The organism is Corynebacterium sp. L4757 (assembly GCF_043673995.1).
GTDB lineage: Bacteria > Actinomycetota > Actinomycetes > Mycobacteriales > Mycobacteriaceae > Corynebacterium.
Genome location: NZ_JBIMEN010000001.1, coordinates 475,909 through 500,279, shown reverse-complemented (window position 1 = coordinate 500,279; position 24,371 = coordinate 475,909). Strand labels below are relative to the sequence as shown.

General features: G+C 55.5%; 20 protein-coding genes. 16 read left to right on the top strand and 4 right to left on the bottom strand.

From position 1 onward, the window contains the following. Positions 1-29: 29 nt before the first annotated feature. On the bottom strand, positions 30-1,616 hold the full coding sequence (locus ACG98I_RS02300; RefSeq protein WP_394717998.1) for a protein kinase: 1,587 nt from the start codon (positions 1,614-1,616) through the stop codon (positions 30-32). An 85-nt stretch (positions 1,617-1,701) separates the two neighbouring features. Between ACG98I_RS02300 and ACG98I_RS02295 the strand changes: the two genes are divergently transcribed. Beyond that, complete coding sequence (locus tag ACG98I_RS02295) at positions 1,702-2,067, top strand: Rv2175c family DNA-binding protein (protein ID WP_394717996.1); 366 nt, start codon at positions 1,702-1,704, stop codon at positions 2,065-2,067. 6 nt (positions 2,068-2,073) lie between these two features. Here ACG98I_RS02295 and ACG98I_RS02290 read toward each other — a convergent pair whose 3' ends face one another. From ACG98I_RS02290 to ACG98I_RS02280, 3 genes are read right to left on the bottom strand one after another with little or no spacing between them, the layout of a single operon-like run. Further along, entirely contained in the window at positions 2,074-3,681 is a 1,608-nt protein-coding gene (locus ACG98I_RS02290) for an alpha-(1->6)-mannopyranosyltransferase A (RefSeq protein WP_394717994.1), read from the bottom strand. Between the two features lie 12 nt (positions 3,682-3,693). Then, complete coding sequence (locus ACG98I_RS02285; protein ID WP_394717992.1) at positions 3,694-4,794, bottom strand: polyprenyl synthetase family protein; 1,101 nt, start codon at positions 4,792-4,794, stop codon at positions 3,694-3,696. Between the two features lie 18 nt (positions 4,795-4,812). After that, the gene (locus tag ACG98I_RS02280) at positions 4,813-5,382 is read right to left on the bottom strand and encodes a GNAT family N-acetyltransferase (RefSeq protein ID WP_394717991.1); all 570 of its coding nucleotides are present in this window, start codon (positions 5,380-5,382) and stop codon (positions 4,813-4,815) included. Between the two features lie 269 nt (positions 5,383-5,651). On the opposite strand from ACG98I_RS02280, the gene ACG98I_RS02275 reads away from it, so the two are divergent. From ACG98I_RS02275 to ftsZ, 15 genes are all read left to right on the top strand, one after another. Beyond that, positions 5,652-6,101 (top strand): SAV_6107 family HEPN domain-containing protein, encoded by a 450-nt coding sequence (locus ACG98I_RS02275; protein ID WP_394717990.1) that lies wholly within the window; start codon positions 5,652-5,654, stop codon positions 6,099-6,101. Between the two features lie 272 nt (positions 6,102-6,373). Continuing rightward, on the top strand, positions 6,374-6,778 hold the full coding sequence (locus tag ACG98I_RS02270) for a DUF3040 domain-containing protein (RefSeq protein ID WP_394717989.1): 405 nt from the start codon (positions 6,374-6,376) through the stop codon (positions 6,776-6,778). A 515-nt stretch (positions 6,779-7,293) separates the two neighbouring features. Next, the gene (gene mraZ, locus ACG98I_RS02265; protein ID WP_394717987.1) at positions 7,294-7,728 is read left to right on the top strand and encodes a division/cell wall cluster transcriptional repressor MraZ; all 435 of its coding nucleotides are present in this window, start codon (positions 7,294-7,296) and stop codon (positions 7,726-7,728) included. 205 nt (positions 7,729-7,933) lie between these two features. Beyond that, positions 7,934-8,998: a 16S rRNA (cytosine(1402)-N(4))-methyltransferase RsmH gene (rsmH, locus tag ACG98I_RS02260; protein ID WP_394717985.1), complete on the top strand. Its 1,065-nt coding sequence runs from the start codon at positions 7,934-7,936 to the stop codon at positions 8,996-8,998. 4 nt (positions 8,999-9,002) lie between these two features. Continuing rightward, positions 9,003-9,920: a hypothetical protein gene (locus tag ACG98I_RS02255; RefSeq protein ID WP_394717983.1), complete on the top strand. Its 918-nt coding sequence runs from the start codon at positions 9,003-9,005 to the stop codon at positions 9,918-9,920. 492 nt (positions 9,921-10,412) lie between these two features. Continuing rightward, entirely contained in the window at positions 10,413-12,281 is a 1,869-nt protein-coding gene (locus tag ACG98I_RS02250) for a peptidoglycan D,D-transpeptidase FtsI family protein (protein ID WP_394718071.1), read from the top strand. 34 nt (positions 12,282-12,315) lie between these two features. After that, positions 12,316-14,004 carry a UDP-N-acetylmuramoyl-L-alanyl-D-glutamate--2,6-diaminopimelate ligase gene (locus ACG98I_RS02245; RefSeq protein WP_394717981.1) on the top strand — a complete coding sequence of 563 codons (1,689 nt, stop codon included), beginning with the start codon at positions 12,316-12,318 and terminating at the stop codon, positions 14,002-14,004. Beyond that, positions 14,001-15,545, top strand: a complete 1,545-nt coding sequence (gene murF, locus ACG98I_RS02240; protein ID WP_394717979.1) for a UDP-N-acetylmuramoyl-tripeptide--D-alanyl-D-alanine ligase — start codon at positions 14,001-14,003, stop codon at positions 15,543-15,545. Before ACG98I_RS02245 ends, murF begins: the two co-directional genes overlap by 4 nt. Positions 15,546-15,603: 58 nt before the next feature. Then, complete coding sequence (gene mraY / locus ACG98I_RS02235) at positions 15,604-16,713, top strand: phospho-N-acetylmuramoyl-pentapeptide-transferase (RefSeq protein WP_394717977.1); 1,110 nt, start codon at positions 15,604-15,606, stop codon at positions 16,711-16,713. 21 nt (positions 16,714-16,734) lie between these two features. Continuing rightward, positions 16,735-18,156, top strand: coding sequence for a UDP-N-acetylmuramoyl-L-alanine--D-glutamate ligase (gene murD, locus ACG98I_RS02230; RefSeq protein ID WP_394717975.1), 1,422 nt, complete (start codon positions 16,735-16,737; stop codon positions 18,154-18,156). Next, positions 18,153-19,730 (top strand): FtsW/RodA/SpoVE family cell cycle protein, encoded by a 1,578-nt coding sequence (locus ACG98I_RS02225; RefSeq protein WP_394717973.1) that lies wholly within the window; start codon positions 18,153-18,155, stop codon positions 19,728-19,730. Before murD ends, ACG98I_RS02225 begins: the two co-directional genes overlap by 4 nt. Before the next feature lie 10 nt (positions 19,731-19,740). Further along, on the top strand, positions 19,741-20,826 hold the full coding sequence (gene murG, locus ACG98I_RS02220) for an undecaprenyldiphospho-muramoylpentapeptide beta-N-acetylglucosaminyltransferase (protein WP_394717972.1): 1,086 nt from the start codon (positions 19,741-19,743) through the stop codon (positions 20,824-20,826). A 33-nt stretch (positions 20,827-20,859) separates the two neighbouring features. Then, positions 20,860-22,260, top strand: coding sequence for a UDP-N-acetylmuramate--L-alanine ligase (gene murC / locus ACG98I_RS02215; protein ID WP_394718069.1), 1,401 nt, complete (start codon positions 20,860-20,862; stop codon positions 22,258-22,260). Continuing rightward, a complete protein-coding gene (locus ACG98I_RS02210) occupies positions 22,261-22,920 on the top strand; it encodes a cell division protein FtsQ/DivIB (RefSeq protein ID WP_394717970.1) in 660 nt (219 codons plus the stop codon). It begins immediately after the preceding gene. A gap of 185 nt (positions 22,921-23,105) precedes the next feature. Further along, positions 23,106-24,362, top strand: a complete 1,257-nt coding sequence (gene ftsZ / locus ACG98I_RS02205; protein ID WP_394717969.1) for a cell division protein FtsZ — start codon at positions 23,106-23,108, stop codon at positions 24,360-24,362. The last annotated feature ends 9 nt before the right edge of the window (positions 24,363-24,371 follow it).

Here is a 24,371-nt window from a genome sequence, read left to right as displayed (position 1 = left end):
TCGTCAAAAGCCGAAGGGGCTTTTGACAGCTAACGGATAAACCAGGGGGTGTTGCCGTAATAGCCGGAGCCAAACCACCAGCCGGCTAAGCCCACGCCGGCAACGATGATGCCGACGAGCACCAACCAGGCAATGAAGGTAATTGGGGAGCGGTTGCTCAGAGGACGTAGCTGAGGTTCTGGCTCAGCCGTTGTTGGGCGCTGACTATCCCTTTCTTGAAGGCTGTTGTGCTGTTGGTGTTCCACCGCGTCGTGGTGCGGTGATGGAGTAATGCGGGTCTCTGGCCCCTGTATACCAGGGCGCACGTGGTCGGGGTATCGCTGGGCACCTGCTGCAGCGCCTGAAGCCGCTGAACCGGCAGTGCTGGCTCCAGCAGCGCCAGCACCACCAGCGAGCCCGCCGCCAGCGGCAGCACCACCGGCGAGTCCGCCGCCAGCGGCAGCGCCACCGGCCAGACCGGCGGCAGGCTTCGGTATCCCAGGGGTTTCGCGTGGGCGATCTTGAGTCGGGACATCAGCGTGCTGGTTGCCAACGGTGTCCGGGCCATCAAAACGGGTTTCAAAGCTCAGTGGTTCACGATGTGGCGGATTATAGGGACCTGCTGGTTCCACGCGAGTTTCTTCAGCGATGGCCTCGCCAAAAACTTCAGTGGCAGGCTCAGAGGTGTCAATGAACCCAGTAGGTTCAAATACGCCGGCGGAATCAATGCCGTCCATATTGGTCGGCGCTGCCGCTGTACGCGCTGCAGCAGAATTATGGGGGATAGGAACCAGATAGGTCGGAAGATTCAATTCCTCCGCCACATCATCCAATGCATCCAAGAATTCACGGGCATCAGCAAAGCGTTCACTTACATCTGATGAGGTTGCGGTGGCAACTAGGGCATCGACAAGCGGTGGAACGCCAGCAATCTTGGATGATGGGCTGGGCACATCGGCATCCAGCCGCGCCATTGCGTGACCCAACGGGGTGTTGCCTGAAAATGGAACGGCGCCGGTGAGTAATTCAAAGAGTACAATACCTGCGGAATACACGTCGGACGCTGCAGTAATATGCGCGCCAGTGACTTGTTCCGGGGAGAGATAAGATACCGTGCCTACAATCTGATTGGAGGTGACGGTGTGTGAACTGGTAGCGCGGACAAGGCCGAAATCGGCTAGCTTAACTGTATGATCGCCATGAATAAGGACATTATCCGGTTTGATATCGCGGTGTACCAGTCCCTTGTCATGCACAGCGGAGAGGCCAGTCAGTACCGAACGCATGACGGACAAGGCGGCGTGAGGCGGCATCGGCCCGCGCTCTGCGGTGAGCTCCCTTAACGTGCCGCCGGTAATCAATTCCATGATGAGAAAAACTGGGTCGCCCTCGGCGGAAAAGTCATACACGTTGACCAGGTTCGGGTGCATCAATTGCGCCATCGCGCGGGCTTCGCGGTGGAAGCGGTGAATGAAGACCTCATCTTGGCTGTACTGGTCATGCATGACCTTGGCAGCGAGTGCGCGACCGAGGCGTAAATCTACACAGCGGTAGACAGTAGACATGCCTCCTTTAGCAATCGGCCGGTCGATCCGGTAGCGATGCTCGAGAACGTCTCCTACTTCCAACTGTGCCATGGGATCTAGTATGTACGATGAATCAACCTTTTAGCCAACCAACGTGACCGTTCTTAGCATCCGTTGATCTAAAGTAGGAGGCGTGATGGAAAAGAATACTGAATTAGACACCCTGCTGAGCAACGAAGAACTCTTGACTCTGCCCGAGGTCGCTGAAGAACTCGGCATCGCGGTTACCCGCGTGCATGATTTATTGCATGCAAAGAAGCTGATTGCCTATATCCGTGATGGCCAGCGTTTGGTGCCGGCCGCATTTATCAATGACAAGGGCGCAATCAACAAGCACGTATCCGGCGCGATTACCGTGCTATCTGATGGTGGCTTTAGCAATGAAGAAATCCTTGAGCACCTGTTTACCGAGGATGAGTCCCTCCCAGGTCGCCCGATTGATGGTTTGCAAGGCCACTTGGCGCGCGAAGTTATTCGACGCGCACAGGCAATGGGCCTTTAAAAACTCTTAAGCCTCCTGAGCCTTCCGGGAATCTTCCTGGTTGTGCTCAGAGTCAGTAGGCTGCGCTGCCGAACCAAATTCCACGCGGGGAGTGGTGTCAGGATGGAACATCCACATCACAGCCCACCAGGAGATAAACAGCGCGCCGAGTACCCACCACCAGGTATAGAGCTGGTGGTTGCCATCGCCGGAAAAAGCTAATGCCACAAATACGGAAGCACCAGAAGAAATCTGGATGAGCCACATCGGGGGACGCGCTACACCAAGCAAGGTGATAACTGATGCGAAGTACCACGGCAACGTCACTGAGTTGAACATGAAGGCGACTTGATAGGCCGCTGGGATACCGAGCATTGCCGCCCGGCGGTTGGCTCTAAAGAGCCACCACATGGCAACCAATCCCAACAGCATGAGAACACTGGCAAGCATTCGCATGGTGTCCAGAATCTGGTTATAGGTGATGTCCTCATTCAGTGTGGTTATTAATGGCGCAATGGTATCGGTGGCCACGGTCGGACCCGCCAGAGGATTGACCACCTTGGAGTTACCGGTAATCTCTGACAACCAGCCAGATGAGGTTCCAGAAAGCCATGTCACCAAGACAACGATGATGACGGTTTCTACCACCGCGACAAGTCCGGATACAACGAAAGCAACAAATTTATTAATGCGCTGGCCATAGTGGTGCATCATCAACCACACCACGAAAGGAACTGCGATGAAAGCGGTGGCCTTCAATGCAACGGCCAGCGCAATCAACGCCAGACCAATGAGGTAGCGGTGACCAAGACACGCCAGGAGGCCTACGGATACGAGTGCCACCATGGTGGACTCATTATGCATGCCACCAATCATGTGTAGGAGCATCACGGGGTTGGCAACGCCGAGCCACAATGCCAACGTTGGGTCGCCACCGAGCTTGCGGGCAATGAGCGGGATAGACCAGGCAATGACAGCAAAACTTGCTACCGACAGTAGCTTGTAGAGCAAGACACCCAGGGTGACGTTATCGCCTACGATGCGAGTAATTCCGTCACCAATCCATAAGTGCAAGGGCCCATAGGGCGTCGTAGTATTGCGCCAGTCCTGGGAGACCTCAAGCAGCATCGGCCCAGGATTGACCGCGGGGCCTTCGGTATAGGGGTCAAAGCCGTCACGCACCATTGCGCCCTGCATGAGGTAGGAATACACATCGCGCGAAGCCAGGGGAGCGGCAAGCACCAGTGGTGCGATCCACGCCCACATGGTTTTACGCATGTACGCAAATGCTGACTCATCTACTTCCGCAGCAGGAACCTCACGCGTTGCCAAAGCAAAGCGTGGATGCGTTGGGCCAGAGACCTTTGGGTTGCGGTTTCGGCGCACACTATCGGCGACGATGAATTTACCAGCGAGGATCCAGGCGGCGATGAGTAAGAACATGCCAACCCAGAACAAGGTCATTCCAATATTGCGCCCGTGTCCCGCAGAGAACACTCCCAGATTGAGTGCTTCTAGAACGCCACCACGGTTACGAGTAGCACCACCCAAAAAGGACGCGATAGTGAGGACGATGGAGCCTATTACGCCCACGGTAAGTGCTGTGGGCAGCGTGATCTTCAATGCTTGCTTCACGGTGTGAAGTTCCTATTTTGCGCGGGCAGTAGAACGCAGCGCCAGCGAACGCAGAAGCTCGTGGACATCAGCATTGACGTTGGCCTTAGCGAGGTGCGCCAGACCAGACTGGGTGAGTGCATCAATGCGTTCCTCAATCTCAGCAGGAGCGCCCGAGTCTTCGATGATCTGGGACATCTTAGAAATCACGTCGGCGTCATCGGTCGTACCAAGGTGTGTGCGGAGGTACTCGGCGGATGCGGGATCTTTTTGATCCGCGTTTTGTAGTGCAAGCGCCAGCAATACGGTGCGCTTGCCTTCACGCAGGTCATCACCGGCAGGCTTGCCAGTTACCTGTGGGTCGCCGAAGACACCAAGCTGGTCATCGCGCAATTGATATGCGATGCCAATGTCATGGCCATAGCCGCGGAAAGCGGTGATGAGCTCAGGTGAGGCGCCAGCTATTGCGGCACCCAGGTGAAGCGGGCGTTCAATAGTATAAGCGGCAGTCTTGAAGCGATTGACGGAATCAGAAAGCTCTACCGATTCGATAGCGGCTGCCTCCAGCGAGACATCTAGCAATTGACCACCAATAACTTCGGTGCGCATGGCACGCCATGGCTCACGGGCACGCTTGAGTGCTTCCTGGGATAGTCCAGAATCGAGGTACATGTCCTCTGCCCACACCAGTGACATATCGCCCACCAAGATGGCAACGGAACGGCCGAAAGCTTCCGGATCACCAGTCCAATTATTCTTTTGATGCTTGGCCTCAACTGCGCGATGCACGGTCGGATTGCCACGGCGTGTATCGGAGGCATCCACGATGTCATCATGAATCAAGGCACAGGACTGGATGAACTCTAAGGATGAAGCGGCGCAGAGCACTGCTTGGGGATCTTCATCGCCCAAGAGTCCATCGGCTGCGACGAAACCAGCCCAAGCATAAAGCGGGCGTATACGCTTTCCCCCATCCAGGACGAAATTTTCTAAGTGGGCGATAGCTTCGGTGACTGGCTTACCGATGCTTGCGATCTGAGATTCGCGTTCTTTCAAGAAATTGGCGAGTTCCACGCGCACTTGCGCTGGAACGTCATTGAGAGAAAGTGGGGATGAAGTCTCAGAATTAGTCATGGTCTAAGACTACCTTTCCTATTCTGATTCACTCGACAGCGGTAGGGAGGTCTGCAGGATTGCGAAAGGACGGTCATCGCCCGGGTATTGGTGATGACGAATGAGATCAGTAAACCCCATGGAACGATAAAGACTAAAGGCCCTATTAGATTCCCCGGGTACCTCCGGTGTGGAAAGCAGTGCCCACTTGCCGGGGGCATTCCATAAAAGCTGTGTCAAAAGCTCCCTGCCCAGTCCCAGCCCTTGCATGCGTGGTAAGACATGGATTTCGGCGACCTCGAAGTAGTTACGCAGAATCGTCATCTCTTCATCGCTCGGGCCGCCGCGCCGCCGCAGCGCCATGCGCAATTGCCTATCCCACCAGGAATCTGGGGTGCCGATGAAGCCATAAGCAACGCCAACGACCCCAGTGGCATCTTCTGCAATTAAAGATGTAAACCCTGGGCGTGAGATCTCCCGTTGCCATGAGTAAATCCGTCCATCACGAATCGCAGGGTCATAGCCCATGGCTGCAATGTAGATATCCACCAATGCGCCCGCGCTGAGCGCGAACTCCTGGGGTTTTAAGCGACGGATTGTTAAAGACACAGTATCTATCTAACAAAACTTTCACGCTGCGTGGGGGAGAACGCCCGAAGCGAGCTCGAATTGACTCTTTGGGTATTGCATTTCAAATGCAAGCTTTATGGTTCGTGTTCGAATAATGGAAAACCTATGCGCTGCAAAAACATGGACTTTATCGAACATGTGGTCTAGAATGGGGCTTAGATGTACGAACGGAAAATTAGAGTAGCAGTCACAAGATAAAACACATCAACATCTCGTTTCCACGAGGAGAGCAAGAAGGAGGCAAGGCAATGGGACAAGTAATTTCCGCAACAGCACGACGTGCTCAGCGTGCAGGGGGCTCTCGTGCAAAGCGTCAGCGTTTCTTGACCCAAGCTGCGCTTCTTCTGGCTGATGCTCGCGCTCAGGCATCCGCGGGGCGCATGGATGATGCAATGGAAAAGGCGTACCAGGCGGGCCTGCGTGCGGCTGGTGCGTGCGTGGCGGCTTCGAGCGTAGCTAAGCGCCGTCGTCTTCCCACCTCGGCATGGGATCAGCTTGCGTTGGTCGGTGAGGGAGAAAAGGAGTGGGCTGAAAAATTCCGCGCCTATTCCCGCACTCGTTCCCGTTTGATGACGGGTCTGGATCGCAGCGTCAAGGACTCGGTGGTCTTTGACTTGATGGAATTGGTGGCACGTTTCCTTGAATCACTGGAAATTGGAACCTATGACTTCGATGGCGCAGGCGACCAGGCGGCTTAAGTGGTTACCGTCAAGTGGCACCCTCGCCCGAAATGTTCTGACGTGAGGGCACCCGTTGGGGAAGGTGAGGCAGGAAACAGTTAAGTCGGGAACTATCTGATGTGCATGCGCGTTGTACATAGTAGATAAAGGAATGACGTCGCCGGTGTTTTATTGTCCTTAAACCTTAATTGTGTCCCGGTAGGGCTCAGTTATACTTGAGTGAATCGCTCGGTGACCGATTTTTGGCCCTAATAAACTGCTATTTTTAGTCCGGACTTTTTGGAGGAACAGTGTCTCTTTCAGAGCAAGAGCAGCGCGCGCTTCGCGAAATTGAGCAGTCCCTGCTTGCTGAGGACCCTAAATTCGGTGCCTCCGTGTCCAGCGATGCTTCATTTGTTGGCTCGGGTGGCGCACTAACCCTGCGCGGTATCGCGCTCGTCGTGGTTGGCCTCGTGATGATGGTCGGCGGCGTCGCTCTTGCCCAAAGCAGCCTATGGTTTGTCCTTTTGTCCATTGCTGGCTTCCTCGTGATGTTCGGTGCGGGCGTGTGGATGCTGCGCGGTGATGGCTCCGGTTCTCTTGGTTCATCCAAAGGGAAGAAGAAGCCTAAGTCGGGTCGTTCCGGTGCAGATAACTCCAATGGAAAGACCAGCAAGCTGGAAGAAAACTTCCGCCGTCGCTTCGAGGAGCGCTAGACGCATTTAGCTTTTAGCCCTTCTGTCCTCCTGGTGCACATATTGATGTGCGGCAGGAGGATTTTTTATGCCCATTTCCACGCCTCGTCCTTGGGTCACCCACTTCCACCCACCGCGAGCTCCCACTTTCACCCACCCTTCGCCAAAGCTTGGCGAGGGTGGGGTGGGATTTAGTTTTGCTCGACAAAATGCCTGTTCGTGTGAGAGGTGGGAGATGAAAAAGTCCTTAAGAAAGTATTTTTGTTATTGATGTAGCTGTGCCTACTGGGGTTTGTGTGGCGCAAGTGATCTAGTCTTGGGGGAGTTTGGGGAAATCTCCCCACTCAATTTTTATGCCTTGACCTGGTTAATTGTTCTTCTTTAGTGTGTGACACGCGCGTAAAACTGTTGCTGGTGGGTGAAAGTGGGGTAGAGTGGGGCGCAGCGGGTGAGAAGTGGTGAGATTCTAAGGATTGCACCGCTTCACATTTGCGAAGAGGAAACCGGTGTTATCAAACAAGGAAGGTGGAACCGGGATGTTTCTCGGAACCTACACTCCGAAGCTTGATGACAAAGGGCGACTAACTCTTCCAGCTAAATTCCGTGATGAATTGGCTGGAGGGCTGATGGTGACAAAGGGGCAGGACCACTCTTTGGCTGTGTACCCCCGTGAAGAATTCGCGGAACGTGCACGCAAAGCGGCGGCAGTGTCCCGGACGAATCCGGAAGCGCGTGCGTTTATTCGTAACCTGGCTGCCAGTGCGGATGAGCAAAGGCCTGATGGAAGCGGCCGAATCACACTGTCAGCAGCGCACCGGGAGTACGCAAACCTTTCAAAGGAATGCGTGGTCATCGGTTCAGTTGATTTCCTTGAGATTTGGGACGCGGCCGCTTGGGCTGAATACCAATCACAAACTGAAGATGCCTACTCGGCAGCTGACGCGGATGATGTCCTCGGAGGCTTGCTCTAAGGCAACCTGAGAACTTCACAGAGTGCGTGTAAGGACTCTGTCCGAGGTTGATAGTTCTGGTGTACTTCCCCGATATCAGAGCATCCCTCGGACAGGGCCCTATACGCACTCGAGTCGTCTTAGGGCAAAAGTAAGAACACTTTATCGAAAAGTGTGGCCGGACTTTATCCCACGTTAGAAATGCAGGAAGGGGGGAGGCACGCCCATGAATGGTGCAGATGATGCACAAGGTGCAGAAGTGAACTTTGATATCACCGAAAACCATGGACATGTCCCCGTGATGCGTGCCCGCATGGCGGAGCTCATCGCCCCTGCAGTTGAAGCCGCGGGAGAAAGTGCAGTCATTATTGACGGCACTTTAGGTGCCGGCGGACATACTGAATACTTTCTTCAGACCTTCCCGCAGGCCCGCGTCATCGGCGTCGATCGTGACCAGGCTTCGCTGGCCGCTGCAACGGAGCGTCTAGCACCTTTCGCAGACCGTTTCATCGGCGTCAATGAGCGCTTCGATGAGGTTGGTTCCGCGATTGCGCACGGGGAGGGCGAGATTTTCGCGCTAGCGCGTGAAAACGGTATTGCCGGTGCACTTTTTGATTTGGGTGTTTCCTCGATGCAACTAGACCAGGCAGACCGCGGGTTTGCCTATAAAGTTGATGCACCACTAGATATGCGCATGGATCCTTCCGCCGGTATTACTGCCGCGGATGTCCTCAATACCTATTCCCATGGTGAACTTGCACATATCTTAAAGTTTTACGGCGATGAGCGTTTCGCCGGAAAGATTGCTTCCGCGATTTTGAAAGAACGCGAAAGCAAACCATTTGATACTTCCGCACGGTTAGTTGAGCTGCTCTATGCCACCATTCCGGCAGCAACCCGCCGCACTGGCGGGCATCCAGCTAAGCGCACCTTCCAAGCACTACGCATTGAAGTCAACCGCGAGCTGGAAGCAATTGAGCAGGTCATCCCTGTTATTACTCAAGCACTGACCGTTGGTGGGCGAGTGGTCTTTATGAGCTACCAGTCTTTGGAAGACAAGCTGGTCAAATCCAGCTTCAAGGCTCTGACCACTTCATCCACGCCGGCTGGCCTGCCCCTGGACCTGCCTGGCACCGCCGCAGAATTCAAAGCCATTACTCGTGGCTCTGAAAAAGCTACCGAAGCAGAAATCGCTGAGAATTCACGTGCGACCTCCGTGCGTGTACGAGCCTTCGAGCGCCTCGAAGGTGACCACGAATTCATTCCGCCTGGAACTGGATTAAGGGCTTAATCAAATGGCAGATTCAACCACCACCAGGACAGAGAGAACCACCATGGGACAACGCACCAAGCGCACACAGGGTACGACCACCAGCGTGATGGATCGACCTGTAAAGGCACGTGGCACCACTGCTGCAGCCAGCGAGGAGAAGGTATCGCGGGCAACGTCGGGTGCGGCCGGGACTTCGACTGGAAACATTACGCGTACCCCGCGTAAGACCCGCACCACCACTCGTGGTGAGCAGCGGACTGCAACTCGTACGGTATCCCCAACGCGCACCACGCGTCGGGAAATCCCGATGATTCCCCAGCCAGCGCGCAAGTCCCGTCTGGGCTCACGTCAGATAGTTACCCAGCGTGGTCGTCGCGTTGCACCAATCAAAAAGGTCACTTTATTCTCACGCCTGTCCGCGGTAGCTATCGCGCTGCTCATTGGCGGCGTCATTCTCGCCGTGTGGTTGTCTGGTGTCTCCACCTCTCAAACTTTCCGTATCCAGCAGTTGACCTACCAGGAGTCCCAGCTAGAAAACCAGCTGGAGACCCTCAACCGCGACTTGGAGCAGGTTCGCTCTTCTGCTGATGTGGCTCGTCGTGGTGCTGATGCCAACATGGGTGTTCCTACCCAGCCGGGCATCGTCGAGGTAACTGAGGATGGCTCGGTTGAAGAACGCCGCCCAGCCACCCAGGGCACCGAATCCATCATTGATGTCAACGGTGAGCCAGTGCGCACTGGCCAGGCCACGAGTGACCCAAATGATACAGAGGGTGTGTCTGATGAACTTAACGCAGTTCCACAGGGGCAGCAGCAGCGCATTGGTGATGTCAGCGCTGATGATGCCGTGGATAGCCGTCCAACGAGTGAAGAAGAAGATGCAGATGCGCCACTGCCAGTTGGTGAAAACCTGGATACTCCATACCAGTCTGGCGAATAAGGGATAAGCCTCCCACATCTTCCATCATGTTCCGGCTACAGTCATACGAGAATTCACATTGTGAAGGGAAGATTTAAAATTATTTCTTCAAGCTATGTGTTGAAGAAGTTTTGACCACGAGAAGGCAGGTGACACACCACTGTGACTCCACCACAATCTGGTGACCCAAACCGCCGTCGCCGTCGCGAGAGCGCTGATAGCTCCCGCAATAATGACACTCGCAGTGGCCGTAACCGTAGGCCGTCTTCTCATGCTTCCCGTGACTGGTCAACCGATGACCGCGAGCAGTACCGCGCCGGCGCTAATCGTCGCGATGCCCGGCGTGCCGGTGCTGCTCCTTCCGCTAACGCTGAAAGCAGTGAGCATGTCCGCGCACGCGCACAGCGCGTAAATTCCCAACGGGCACGCGCGCAGGGACCGGCGCCTGCACCAGTACAGGGGCCAGCGAGGAAGAAGTCTGGTCCCAAGAAAGCATTGGCGCAGCATCCAATCATGGCCAAGCGCTTGAACCTCATTATCAGCCTGCTGGTTATCATTACCGTGGTGCTGGTGGGCCGTTTGGCTTGGGTGCAGATTGTGTGGGGGCCCGATCTGGCTGCGATGGCAGAAGCACAGCGCACCCGCGTATATGTGGAGCCAGCTCGCCGCGGTGAGGTAGTAGACCGCGATGGCCAGCGCCTGGCATACACTATGGCGGCGCGCTCTTTGACCGTGTCACCAACGCGTCTGCGTGATGAATTGCGCGAACAGGGAGAACAAGAAGCCACCACCAATGGTGAACTGTCTGGGATGAGCGAGGAGGAGCAGGAGAAGTTCCTCGACGACAAGCTCACCGAGCGTCTAGAAGAAATGGCCTCCGGTATCCCTGATGCGATTGAGGAATCCGGTGCATCCACTGACAACGTGGATGAAGAGCAGATCATGGATAAGCTGCGCGCTGATACCCAATATGAGGTGTTGGTCCGCAACGTTGACCCTGATATCGCCGTAGAAATCGCTAATAACTACCACGGTGTCGCAGCGGACCACCAGGACATCCGTCAGTATCCCAATGGCGCAATTGCAGAAAATATCATCGGCAAGGTGTCCATGGATGGCCAAGGTCAATTCGGCTTTGAGGCCTCCGGCGACTCGATTCTGACCGGTATTGATGGCCGCTCCACTGAAGATGTTTCCACCGATGGCCAGCTCATCCCGGGTACGGTCCGTGACCAGGTAGAAGCTATTGATGGCTCTGATGTGACCTTGACCCTGGATTTGGATCTGCAGACCTATGTTCAGCAGAAGCTGGAGCAGGCAGTAGAAAACTCAGGTGCCAAGGACGGTGAAGCCGTGGTCCTTGACGCAGTCACCGGTGAGGTGCTGTCCATGGCAAACACGGGCACGATTGACCCGAATAAGGACATCGAGGCTCAGCTGGAGGATGGTAAGCACTTTGAAAACCCTTCCATCTCGCACCCATATGAGCCAGGCTCAGTTGCGAAGATTGTGGTAGCTGCCGCGGCCATCGAGGAAGGGCTAACCACTCCAGAAGAAGTCCACCAGGTGCCAGGCACCATTGACATCGCTGGCGTGACGGTTGCCGATGCATGGCAGCACGGCGTTGAGCCATACACCACGGCGGGTATCTTCGGTAAGTCCTCCAACGTCGGTACGCTGCAGATTGCGCAGCGTCTCGGCGAGGAAAAATTTGCTGAATACCTAGAGAAGTTCGGTCTGGGCCAAACCACCGGCATTGAGCTGCCTAATGAGTCTTCCGGTCTGTTGCCAGCACTTGAGCAGTGGTCTGGCGGTACTTTCGCTAACTTGCCAATTGGCCAGGGCATGTCCTGGACTACCCTGCAGATGGCTAGCGTGTACCAAGCCATGGCGAATGGCGGTGAGCTGATCCAACCGCGCATCATTGACAACATGACCGATGCCGAAGGCGAAGATATTCCGCAGGAAGAGCCCGGCACCACCCAGGTCGTGTCTGAAGAAACCGCCGACACTGTCGTGGATATGATGCGCTCGACCTTCCAATCGGACCCGGCATATGTCCAAAACGGTACAGCGATGGGCAATGACATTAAGGGCTATCAGCTCTCTGGCAAGACCGGTACCGCACAGAAGGTTGATCCTGACACCGGTGCTTATTCTGATAGCGCGCACTGGATCACCTTCGCTGGTATCGCGCCAGCTGATGACCCACGCTTCGTGGTCGCCATCATGCTGGATGAGCCACAGACCGGCACTAATGATGATGGTTCCGGCGGTGAATCAGCCGCACCGCTATTTAGTGACATCGCATCCTGGCTGTTAGATAGAGAAAACATTCCACCGTCACCACCAGCCGAAGACTGGGTTATGACCCAGAACTAAGACACCACTGAAATCGATAATGAGGAAGACTCACATGACTACGACGCTGAAGAAGCTCGCGGAGATCGCCGGCGGAACCGTACACGGCGATGCCAGCCTAGCCGTTGATTCCATCACTCTAGATTCCCGGCTTGTTGAACAAGAAAGCCTTTTTGCAGCAGTCCCCGGCAGCAAGGTGCATGGCGCCGAGTTTGCAGCTTCCACGGTTGCGAAAGCAGTGCTTACCGATGCCCAGGGCTATGACATTCTCACATCCCAAGCAGAGGGCGAGAGCTTTGAGCGGCCGATCATCGTGGTCGAAGATATTCGTGCCATCTTGGGGGCGGTATCAGCAGAAATCTATGGTCACCCCACCCAGGATATGACGGTCATTGGTGTCACCGGCACTTCCGGTAAGACCACAACGACCTATCTGCTGGAGTCCGGACTTTTGGCTGCCGGTTTTAAGACGGGTCTGATTGGTACCACCGGTACGCGTATTAACCGCGAGCCGGTAGAGACCAAGCTGACTACCCCCGAAGCGCCGACCCTGCAGCAGCTTTTTGCCCGCATGAAGGACGAAGGCGTTACGCACGTGGTGATGGAAGTATCCTCCCACGCCTTGGATCTGGGTCGTGTCAATGGCGTGAATTTCGCTGTCGGTGGCTTTACAAACCTCTCCCAGGACCACTTGGATTTCCACCCGACGATGGAAGAGTACTTCGAAGCCAAGTCCAAGCTCTTTATCGGTGAGAATGCCGCGCGCAATGCGGTGGTGTGCATCAACGATGACTGGGGTGAGCGCTTAGCCGATGTGGTGGATGCCGAAGATACTCCACTCACGGTGGTCTCTTCCACCGGCACGATTTCATTTAGTGCTGGCGAGGCTGATGCTGCCGATGCCCACAGCATGCTGCGGGAGCGTACCCGCGAGCTGCTCGTGCCAGGCACGGTCGTGGCGTGGCAGCGCAATGTAGAAAATACCGGTGAGCAGGATGTGGCGCTGGAAATCAACCCTGCGCGGGATGCAGAAACTATCCAGTCTTCGTTGCCACGCGCTTTCGATTTCCGCTTGCCGCTGCCAGGAGAGTTTAATATCGCTAATGCGGCACTTGCCATCGGTATGGCATCGGCTGCGGGCATTGACCTCGATGCATTTATCTCCGGGCTGACTCAGGTGGCGGTTCCTGGACGCATGGAGCGCATTGATGAAGGACAGGACTTCGTCGCGGTGGTGGACTATGCCCACAAGCCGGCCGCGATTGAGGCAGTGCTGGATACGCTGCGCGCGCAGCTGGATGCCGCTGCTACAGACAGGCCCGGACGCATTGGCGTCGTGGTGGGCGCTGGTGGTGACCGTGATTCTTCCAAGCGTGGACTCATGGGTGCTGCGGCCTCGACCCGCGCGGACTTCGTGGTGGTCACAGATGATAATCCGCGTACAGAAGACCCGGCGCCAATCCGTCAGGCGGTGATGGAGGGGGCATCGGAAGGTGCTGCGAAAGCTGGCCGTACCCCGGAGATCATTGAGGTGGCCTCCCGTGCGGAAGCCATTGATGCGGTTGTTAATTGGGCCGAGCGCGGTGATGCCGTCATCGTGGTGGGCAAAGGCCACGAGGTCGGCCAGCTGGTGGGAGAGACCATGCATCATTTCGATGACCGTGAAGAACTCACCCGCGCACTACAATCTAAAAGGGCTGCGGGATTACGCGGTACACCAGAGCCCAATGGGAGGCCAGAATGATTGACTTAACCGTCAAGGAAATCGCCGAGATCGTCGGCGGCACCTTAGATAGCGTTGCTAACCCAGACGCTAAGGTGACGAGCTTTGTGGAATTTGATTCCCGCAAGCTCAGTCCTGGTGGGCTCTTTCTGTGTTTCCCGGGAACCAATGTGGACGGGCATGACTTTGCGGAAAAGGCAATTGAGCAGGGCGCGGTTGCTGTGCTCGCGGCTCGGCCGGTCGGCGTCCCAGCTATCGTGGTTGAACCCACTGGAAAAGTTGAAGGCGATAGCGCGAATGCCGATATTTATGCTAATGATTCTGATGGCTCAGCCGCTGCAGTCGTACGTGCACTTTCTGACTTGGCGCACTATGTCACGGGTAAGCTTACCTCTGAGCATGACCTGACGATTATCGGCGTGACGGGTTCTGCGGGCAAGACCTCCACGAAGGATCTCATCGCGACGATTTTGCGCAATGATGGAGAAACGGTTGCGCCTCCGGGGTCTTTTAATAATGAAATCGGGCATCCTTATACGGCACTGCGCAGTGATGTGGATACCCAATACCTCGTGGCTGAGCTCTCAGCCCGCGGAATTGGCCACATCAAGCACCTGACCGATATTGCCACTCCACGCATTGGCGTGGTGCTCAACGTCGGTTCGGCGCACTTGGGTGAGTTTGGCTCGCGCGGGAATATTGCCATCGCGAAAGGTGAGTTGGTTGAAGCTTTGCCATCCGCCGCCGATGGCGGGGTAGCAGTGCTCAACGCCGATGATGAATTCGTTGCTGCCATGGCCAGCCGCACCCAGGCGAAGGTGGTGCGTTATTCTTCGGCGAATCCGCCGGCACCAGATGCGGACTACTATGCCACGGATATCACCTTGGATAACGTGGCACGTCCTTCCTTTACCCTGCATGCGCCAGGTGCTGTGCCAGTCTCGGTGAAACTCCAGGTCTTTGGTGTCCATCAGGTATCTAATTCTTTGGCTGCAGCGGCCGCTGCGATTGAGGCCGGGTTATCCGTTGAAGCCGTCGCAGATTCATTGAGCGGGCATAAGAATGCTTCTGCTCACCGCATGGATGTGCACACCCGCGCTGATGGGGTCACCATCATTAATGACTCCTATAATGCGAACCCGGATTCTATGCGCGCTGCCATTGCGGCTTTGGGATATACCACCTCGGGACGTGCCGATGCGCGCGCGATAGCTGTGCTGGGAGAAATGGGCGAGCTGGGACCTGATGCAATTGATGCCCACTATGCACTTGGCGGGGAGCTGGCAAAGTTCCACGTCAATACGCTGATTGTGGTGGGTGATTCGGAGAATTGCGAGGCGATGGCTGATGCGGCAATAGAACGCGGTATAAATACTAAGGTTAGCCGCGACATTGATGATGCCATTTGGCACATCGAAGAAGTCTTAAAGACTCCACCTGCCGGGGTAGAAGACTGGTCTGCCCGGGAGCTCAAAGACGTCGTTCTGGTCAAAGCCTCCAATGCCCAGCGCTTGTGGCTGGTCTCTGAACGCCTGCTGAATGGCAGTGACACCTTAAAATAATGAAAACTTACATGATGATGCCGCGAAACTTGATTACTAGAAGGATAGTGATGAACTAATGACTCAGATTATGGCCTCCGGCGTCATCAGCTTCCTTGTCGCTATCTTCTTTACCCCTTGGCTGATCCGCTATTTCTCTAATGCTGGTAAGGGCCAAGAGATCCGTGAAGATGGCCCGAAGTCTCACCTGCGTAAGCGCGGCACCCCAACGATGGGTGGACTAGCCATCCTGGCGGGTATCACCATCGCTTATCTCTCTGTGGGAACCTATGGCTCGATTACTGGAACCGGCGGATTTACCATTTCCGGCATCTTGGTGCTGGGCCTGACCTTGGGCCTGGGCGGGTTGGGCTTTGCCGATGACTTCATCAAGCTTTTCAAAGCCCGCAACCTCGGTCTGAATAAGACGGCGAAGCTGGTGGGGCAGCTTGCCTTGGCGTTGACCTTCGGTCTGCTGGTCCTGCAATTTCCAGATGATAATGGCTTAACACCTGCTACCACGCACTTGTCTTTTGTCCGCGATATCCCGACTTTTGATATCGCTGTGGGTCCGACCATTATCGGCATCATTCTCTTCTTGGTGTTCATGTATGTTTTGATCGCTGCATGGTCGAATGCGGTCAACCTGACTGATGGCCTGGATGGCCTAGCGGCTGGTACCACCGCTTTTGTGATGGGCGCATACTCGATCATCACCTTCTGGCAATTCCGGAATTCTTGTGAAGCAGATTATGTCGCCGGCTGCTACCAGGTGCGCGACCCATTGGATCTGGCGATTTTGGCATCGGCAGGCTTGGGCGGCTGCTTGGGCTTTTTGTGGTGGAATGCGGCGCCCGCGAAGATCTTCATGGGCGATACTGGTTCCTTGGCACTCGGTGGCCTAGTCGCGGGTCTCTCTGTAACCACCCGAACTGAACTTCTGATGATTATCATCGGCGCACTCTTCGTGGTCGAAGTTGCATCCGTTGCCATCCAGATTGCGGTCTTTAAGACCACCGGAAAGCGCTTCTTCCGAATGGCACCAATTCACCACCACTTTGAAAATGGTGGCTGGCCAGAAACCGCCGTGGTTATCCGCTTCTGGTTGCTCGCTGGCATGGCCGCGATTACGGGCGTGGGCATCTTCTACGGCGAATGGCTCTTAGCCACCGGCGCAAGCATCCTTTAATAGACACCTTTGGAGAAGAATATGAATTCCACCCTCGAGCTACCTCAAACTGTGCTGGTTGCCGGCGGCGGAGTATCAGGGCGCGGATGCGCTGAAATCCTGGCTTCCTTAGGTATTAAAGTCACCGTCGCTGATGGCAACACGGAGACCCGCGCAAGCATTGCGGAGTCCTTAAGCGTTGCGACCATTGACCCAGCCGAGGTCGGCTTTGCTGAATCTAGCTATGACCTGGTGGTGACCTCGCCTGGTTGGCGTCCGGAATCACCTCTGCTGGTGCAGGCAAAGAATGCAGGCCTCGAAGTCATTGGTGATGTGGAACTAGCCTGGCGCCTTGACCGTATGGAAGTATTCGGCCCGCCGCGCACCTGGCTGGTGATTACCGGTACCAACGGCAAGACCACAACCACCGGCATGTTGGCTGCGATCATGCAGGCTAATGAAGCCGAGTCCGGCTTGCGCGCGGCTGCGGCCGGCAATATTGGTGTCTCACTCTTTACCGCGCTGTCAGCTCATCCGCGCGTGGATGTGCTCTGCGTTGAGCTTTCTTCTTTCCAGCTGCATTGGTCCAATAGCATCCGCCCACACGTGGGTACGGTGCTGAATTTGGCTGAAGACCACATCGATTGGCATGGCAGCTTTGACGGATACGCCCAAGATAAGGCGAAGGCACTACTCGGTGATGTCGCTGTGATCGCCTCAGATGACGCGAAGGTGGTCAAGTCTGCACACGCGATTGAACCGCAGGGACGGATCACGCGCTTTAGCGCTGGCCTGCCAGATGGTGGTGTGGGCGTGATGGGTGACCAGATTGTGTTTGCTCCAGGCAACGTGGAATTAGCCAGTGCCGAGGGGCTGCAGCCAGCGGGCATTGCTGGTGTGTTGGATGCGTGTGCGGCAGCCGCCGTTGCTTATGCGGCTGGTGCTACGCCGCGCTCTATTGCTCAAGGCTTGGCTTCTTATCGCGTGGATGCGCATCGCGGTGAAGTCGTGCATGAGGCAGGGGAGATTACCTTCATCGATAACTCCAAGGCCACCAATCCGCATGCAGCTGATGCAGCGCTGGCTGGATTGCGCAACGTCATTTGGATTGCGGGAGGTCAACTTAAAGGAGCTGAAGTAACAGAGCTCATTGAGTCCAACCGTGGCGCGCTGAAGGCAGCGGTGCTTTTGGGGCAAGACCGCAGCATCATCGCGAAGGCTTTGCAGGAGATTACGCCGGAGATTCCAGTGCACATCATCGATGAGACTGATCCCGTCCAAGCCATGGAACTATCAGTAGAAGCAGCACTTCAACACGCCGAGGCGCAAGATACCGTGCTTTTGGCGCCTGCTGCGGCATCGTTGGATATGTATTCAGGCATGGGACAGCGCGGCGAGCTTTTCGCCGCTGCGGCTCGCAAGCTATCTTCGGACCGTGACATTGACAGGGAGCGTTTATCATGACGGCACTAGGTCCCGATGTAACCGATCCACGTTTTGAAGACGAACGCGCTCAGAAGCCGTCGGGCAAAAGGGTAAATAGCTCCAAATCGAGCTGGTTTAGTGACCTGCGTGCCTACATGGATTCTCGTGCTGGCTTGGATTATTTGATGCTGCGCATCATTATCTTCCTGCTCATCGGCATTGGTGTCACCATGGTGTTCTCTTCATCCATGGCGACGTCATTCGTGGAATCTACGAATGTCTGGTCCGAGGCGCTGCGCCAATCCGCAATGGTGTTTGTAGGCCTCTTCCTTTTCTGGATTGCATTGCGCACTCGGCCCTCGTTCATCCGCAAGCTCGTGCCGTGGGTTCTCGTGATTTCCATTCTTATGCTTATTGCCGTGCTGATTCCGGGAATCGGTACTGGCCGTGAAGAAGTGGGCTCGCAGTCCTGGCTGATCATCGGTCCAGCTAGTGTTCAGCCTTCAGAGCTGGCCCGTATTGCCATTGGGCTTTTTGGCGCATCTGCACTGGCTGATAAGAGTCAGAAGAATATTGGTCCGCGGGAACCTTTTACTGTATTCACAGGCATCGCTCTCATCATGCTCGTACTGATCCTGGCCCAAGGTGACGTGGGTATGGCGATGTCCTTTGCCGTCGTGGTTATCTTTACCCTCTTCTTTGCGGGAGTGAACTGGATTGTGATCGCAGCGTGCGGTGGCTTTGCGGTTCTCGCGGCATTGATTTTGTTCCTGGGTGGTGGTTTCCGTTCCAGCCGTTTCCACACCTACTTTGATGCGCTTCGCGGCAATATCGAAGACACACAAGGCACGGGCTTTCAGGCATATCAGGGCTTCTTGTCTCTTGCTGACGGCGGGTTGACCGGTGTAGGCATTGGTCAGTCTCGTGCGAAGTGGTTTTATCTGCCGGAAGCCAAGAATGACTTTGTCTTCGCCATCGTGGGCGAGGAACTCGGCCTACTAGGCGGCGCATTGGTGATCTTGCTCTTTGCCGGACTGGGCTTCTTTGGTATCCGCACTGCAATGCGCGCACAGAACCAATTCCAGGCGTTGATGGCTGCGACCTTGACCGCCGGTGTGGTGGCACAGGCATTCTTCAATATAGGCTACGTGGTGGGGCTTCTGCCCGTGACCGGTATTCAGCTGCCTATGATTTCCGCGGGTGGTACCTCAGCGATTTTGACCATTGCCTCCATGGGCATTTTGGCCAATGTGGCCCGTCATGAGCCGATGCAGATTTCTGCGATGCAAAACTATGGCCGCCCGCTCTTTGACCGGATCTTCAACATTCCTGAGCCAGACCCCATTGACGGTGCTCCACGCAGGTCACGTCACGCACGCGGGAGCAGGAAAGCTGCACCGGGCCAAGGCCCGAACCGTCAGGGCACCCCACGTCGCGCACCTGCGCGCCAGGGTGCCACGAGGCAGCGAGCTACACGCGTGACCGCACAAACAACGGCGCAGCGCAGCGCGGAAGCTCGCGGCAGTCAGCCACGCCGGGCACGAGATGCTGAGCGCGAGCGTCGATTTGGACAAGCAGTTACTGATAACCGCCGCCCACGGGAGAAAAGGTAGGGTTTAAACCATGAGCAACGATGTATTATCGGTCGTTATTGCAGGTGGTGGCACTGCTGGACACATTGAACCAGCTCTCGCGGTGGGTGAGCAATTAAGTACCCACCACGACGCGCGCATTACTGCATTGGGAACGCCCAAAGGCTTGGAAAAAGAGATCATCCCGGCACGCGGAGTGGACTTGAGGATGATTATCCCGGTCCCTATTCCACGCAAGCCCAGCATGGATTTGGTCAAGCTGCCATATCGCATCATCCGCGCGGTCTCACAGACCCGCAAGGTGTTAAAAGATGTTGATGCTGATGCCGTATTCGGTACTGGCGGATATGTTGCGGCACCTGCCTATCTGGCTGCGAAGTCTCTTCGCCTGCCATTTTATGTCCTCGAAACCAATGCACTGGCTGGCATTGCCAATAAGCTCGGCGTCAAACTCGGTGGCGTGGGGTTTAATGCGACAGCCAGCTCCGGCATGGCCGGGGAAGTAGTGGGCATCCCAGTTCGCAGTGAGTTGGGCAAGGACCCGGATGGGGAAGCCGCCCAACGCGGCTATGACACCTGGGGCTTGAATAACTCCAAGCCGGTACTTCTGGTTACCGGTGGTTCTCAAGGTGCTGCTTCCATTAACGCTGCGGTCGCTGACGCTTTGCCAGAACTTCTCCAACACGTTCAGGTACTGCATGCTTATGGCCGCAAGAATGAAGCACCGCAGGCGCGTGATGGATACGTACCAGTTCCATATATTGATGACATGGCTGCTGCGATTGCGGTCGCGGATCTCACCGTGTGCCGTTCTGGTGCCATGACCGTAGCGGAAATTACTGCCGCTGGTTTGCCCGCAATTTATGTTCCTTTGCCACATGGAAATGGTGAGCAAGCGTTGAACTCGAAGCACGTGGTTGATGCTGGTGGCGCTGTCATGATCAAAGACAGTGACCTAAACGGTGCGGCACTGGCTAAAGCTGTGGAAGAAATCGCAACTGATGATGCCAAGCGTCAGGACATGATTACTGCCGCCAAGGGCAGTGGCGCGGGCGATGTGGCCCGAAGCTTGGCTGCCCGAATTGCCAATGACGTTAAAGCGAAGGAATCAAAATAAGTGAATAACCCAATCGATCTCTCACGTGTCCATATGATTGGCATCGGTGGTTCCGGAATGTCGGGACTGGCACGTATCTTGCTCTCCCGCGGCAAAGAAGTATCGGGCTCAGATGTCAAAGACTCCACTCCGGTGGAAGTTCTGCGCACGATGGGCGCGAAGATTGCCATTGGACATAGAGCTGAGAACCTGCAGCAGTTGAGTGAGGCCCCAACCGTGGCGGTGACATCTTTTGCTGCGATCCCTCAGGATAATCCCGAGCTGATGGCGGCAAAAGAAGCAGGTATCCCAATCATTCGTCGTTCCGATCTGCTCGGTGAGCTCATGCAAGGCCTGACCCAGGTGCTGCTTGCCGGTACGCATGGCAAGACCTCGACGACTTCGATGGTGGTATCTGCTCTACAGGCCGCAGGTGTGGATCCTTCCTTTGCTATCGGTGGACAGCTCAATCGCGCTGGGACCAATGCACACCAGGGTAAAGACGATATCTTCGTTGCCGAAGCCGATGAATCAGATGCATCCCTGCTGCGCTATGAACCCAATATCGCGGTAGTAACCAACATTGAGCCGGACCACCTGGACTACTTCGGTTCGCGCGATGCCTATTTCAAAGTTTTTGATGACTTCGTAGAGCGGATTACTCCCGGAGGCACATTGGTGGTGTGTGTCGAAGATGAGCATGCGGCAGCCTTGGGCGCGCGTGCAGTAGCAGCCGGTGTCAAGGTACTGGGCTATGGTTCCAGTGAGGCTGTGGCGAAGCATGCTGATATCCCTGTTGGAGCCGAAATCCTGAAGGAAGAGATCAGTCAGGAGGCCACCAAGGTCACCGTCAAGCTGCCTTCGGGTGAAGTCACCTATAACTTGCAGATTCCAGGCCATCACATGGTGCTGAACTCTGCCGCATCTTTGATTGCTGGTGAGCTTGTCGGCGCTGACCCAACACTGCTGGCAGAGGGACTAAGTGACTTCACTGGTGTACGTCGCCGCTTTGAATACCGCGGCACCGTTGGTGACGGCATCCGCGTATTCGATGATTATGCGCACCACCCAACGGAGGTTTCTGCCGTCCTGCGTGCTGCGTGCGACAAGGTCGATGCTGAGGGCAACGGCGGCCGCGTCGTGGTCTGTTTCCAGCCACACCTTTACTCACGCACCATTGAATTCGCATCTGAATTCGCTCAAGCCTTGTCTTTGGCTGATTCCGTGGTCTTGCTGGATATCTTTGGCGCACGCGAACAACCAGTAGAAGGGGTATCTTCGCGTATCATCGCTGAAGAAATTGATGACAGCGTGGACGTTATCTACGAACCGGATTTCTCCGCCGCACGGACAACCGTGGCGGATGTTGCACGCAGCAATGACTTGGTCTTGACCATGGGCGCTGGCTCTGTGACATTGCTGGCGGCTGAAATCCTGGAGGAGATTCAGGGCTAGATGAAGATTTCCGCCAAGCTCATTGCCAAAATTGTTGGCATCATCGCCGCTATCGCCGTCGTGGTTGGATTAGTGGTGTATTTCGTGCCGGTCTTTCGCGTCACCAATGTTGAGGTCACCGGAAATTCTCATGTGACACCTGAACAGGTTGAGGAAGCTGCTGGAGTACCTGATGGTTCTAACCTGTTGCGGATCAATGTCCACGACACTGCCGCAAATGTGGCGAGCCTGCCGTGGGTAGCCACTGCAACGGTAGGCCGCAGTTTGCCTAATACGTTGGTGGTTGAGCTGACTGAGAGGGAAGTGGCGGCCTACGTTGATGCTGAAGACGGCCCGCATTTGATTGATACCAATGGCCGCGAATTCATTATTGATACCCCACCCGAAGAAGCCGTAGAGATCACCGGCGATTGGGACTCTGAGACTTTGTCAGAACCGGTGGATGTGATTGCTGCAATCCCTGAGGAATTACGAACCCAGATTGCTCGCATAGATGTTGAAGAACGCTATGTCATGAGCATTCACATGGAAGACGGGCGCACAGTAATGTGGGGCGCCAGCGAAGATAATGAAAATAAGGCTCGCGCTCTAGAGACTGTCTTGCAGATGGAGGGCGATAATTGGAATATTTCTAACCCCTCACTTGTCAGTCGACCCTGATTTCACCGTATGCTGGGGGACGAGCAAAACCGCATGTCAGCAACTCTAAACCCAAGGTTGAGGGTAGCGACACGCGGTGAAATGAACCCGAAAATTACAGCGGTGTCGTTAATGATGGAAACAACGCGTCGATTTCCTCGTTGACGGACCAGAAATTTCACGAACGAAAGGTGCTAGCGCCTCTAATGACCACTCCAAGTAATAATCTCGCGGACATCAAAGTCGTCGGTGTCGGCGGTGGCGGTGTAAATGCCGTTAACCGCATGATTGAAGAGGGCCTCAAGGGTGTTCAGTTCATTGCTATTAACACTGATTCCCAAGCGCTGCTGTTCTCCGACGCAGATGTAAAACTCGATATTGGCCGCGAACTGACCCGTGGCCTCGGTGCAGGTGCGAATCCAGAGGTTGGCCGGACTTCCGCTGAAGACCATAAGTCTGAAATTGAAGATGCCCTGGCTGGCGCAGACTTGGTCTTCGTCACTGCCGGTGAGGGTGGTGGCACCGGTACGGGTGCTGCTCCAGTTGTTGCTTCCATCGCGAAGAAGCAGGGCTCTTTGACCGTCGGTGTTGTCACCAAGCCTTTCCTTTTTGAGGGCAACCGCCGTACCCGCCAGGCAGCCGAGGGCATTGAAGCACTCCGCGAGGTATGTGACACCCTCATTGTTATCCCTAATGACCGCCTGCTGCAGCTGGGTGATGAGAACCTGTCCATGATGGAAGCTTTCCGCGCTGCGGATGAGGTGCTCCACAATGGTGTCCAAGGTATCTCTGACCTGATTCTTATCCCAGGCATGATCAACGTTGACTTTGCGGACGTTCGCTCCGTCATGTCTGACGCTGGTTCCGCGTTGATGGGTGTTGGCTCTGCACGCGGCGAAGACCGCGTGATGCAGTCTGCACAGCAAGCAATTAACTCCCCATTGCTGGAATCCAGCATGGAAGGCGCCAAGGGCGTTCTGCTGTCCGTTGCGGGTGGCTCGGACCTTGGTCTGCAGGAAGTCAACCAGGCAGCCATCATGGTCTCTGAGAAGGCTGATGAAGACGTTAACCTCATCTTCGGCACCATCATTGATGACAATCTGGGTGATGAAGTCCGCGTGACCATCATCGCAACTGGCTTCGACGCTGAGGCTAACCTGCAGGGTGCCAATAACCAGAAGGCAGCGAAGAAGGAAAAGGAAGAGGAGAAGCTGGAGTCCCGTCCAGGTTCCCTCTTTGATAGCCGCGACGAGCGTGCTCCTGAGCCAGAACCAGTACGTGAAGAGCCACGCTACGAGCCACGTCATTCCCGTCCATCCGGCTCCGGTCTATTCACCAGCCGTGAGGATGACCGTGACCGTGATTATAGCCGTGACCGTGATTATGGCCGTGACCGCGAGCCAGACCGTGATCGTCGTCGCGCTGGTGGCGATGATCTGGATGTTCCGGACTTCATGCGCTAAATAACGCGC

Excerpts from the sequence above, each read along its gene's own strand:
- ACG98I_RS02300 (WP_394717998.1), bottom strand. The coding sequence starts at position 1,616 with ATGGCACAGTTGGAAGTAGGAGACGTTCTCGAGCATCGCTACCGGATC.
- ACG98I_RS02295 (WP_394717996.1), top strand. The coding sequence starts at position 1,702 with ATGGAAAAGAATACTGAATTAGACACCCTGCTGAGCAACGAAGAACTC.
- ACG98I_RS02285 (WP_394717992.1), bottom strand. The coding sequence starts at position 4,794 with ATGACTAATTCTGAGACTTCATCCCCACTTTCTCTCAATGACGTTCCA.
- ACG98I_RS02275 (WP_394717990.1), top strand. The coding sequence starts at position 5,652 with ATGGGACAAGTAATTTCCGCAACAGCACGACGTGCTCAGCGTGCAGGG.
- mraZ (WP_394717987.1), top strand. The coding sequence starts at position 7,294 with ATGTTTCTCGGAACCTACACTCCGAAGCTTGATGACAAAGGGCGACTA.
- rsmH (WP_394717985.1), top strand. The coding sequence starts at position 7,934 with ATGAATGGTGCAGATGATGCACAAGGTGCAGAAGTGAACTTTGATATC.
- ACG98I_RS02255 (WP_394717983.1), top strand. The coding sequence starts at position 9,003 with ATGGCAGATTCAACCACCACCAGGACAGAGAGAACCACCATGGGACAA.
- ACG98I_RS02250 (WP_394718071.1), top strand. The coding sequence starts at position 10,413 with ATGGCCAAGCGCTTGAACCTCATTATCAGCCTGCTGGTTATCATTACC.
- ACG98I_RS02245 (WP_394717981.1), top strand. The coding sequence starts at position 12,316 with ATGACTACGACGCTGAAGAAGCTCGCGGAGATCGCCGGCGGAACCGTA.
- murF (WP_394717979.1), top strand. The coding sequence starts at position 14,001 with ATGATTGACTTAACCGTCAAGGAAATCGCCGAGATCGTCGGCGGCACC.
- mraY (WP_394717977.1), top strand. The coding sequence starts at position 15,604 with ATGACTCAGATTATGGCCTCCGGCGTCATCAGCTTCCTTGTCGCTATC.
- murD (WP_394717975.1), top strand. The coding sequence starts at position 16,735 with ATGAATTCCACCCTCGAGCTACCTCAAACTGTGCTGGTTGCCGGCGGC.
- ACG98I_RS02225 (WP_394717973.1), top strand. The coding sequence starts at position 18,153 with ATGACGGCACTAGGTCCCGATGTAACCGATCCACGTTTTGAAGACGAA.
- murG (WP_394717972.1), top strand. The coding sequence starts at position 19,741 with ATGAGCAACGATGTATTATCGGTCGTTATTGCAGGTGGTGGCACTGCT.
- murC (WP_394718069.1), top strand. The coding sequence starts at position 20,860 with ATGATTGGCATCGGTGGTTCCGGAATGTCGGGACTGGCACGTATCTTG.
- ACG98I_RS02210 (WP_394717970.1), top strand. The coding sequence starts at position 22,261 with ATGAAGATTTCCGCCAAGCTCATTGCCAAAATTGTTGGCATCATCGCC.
- ftsZ (WP_394717969.1), top strand. The coding sequence starts at position 23,106 with ATGACCACTCCAAGTAATAATCTCGCGGACATCAAAGTCGTCGGTGTC.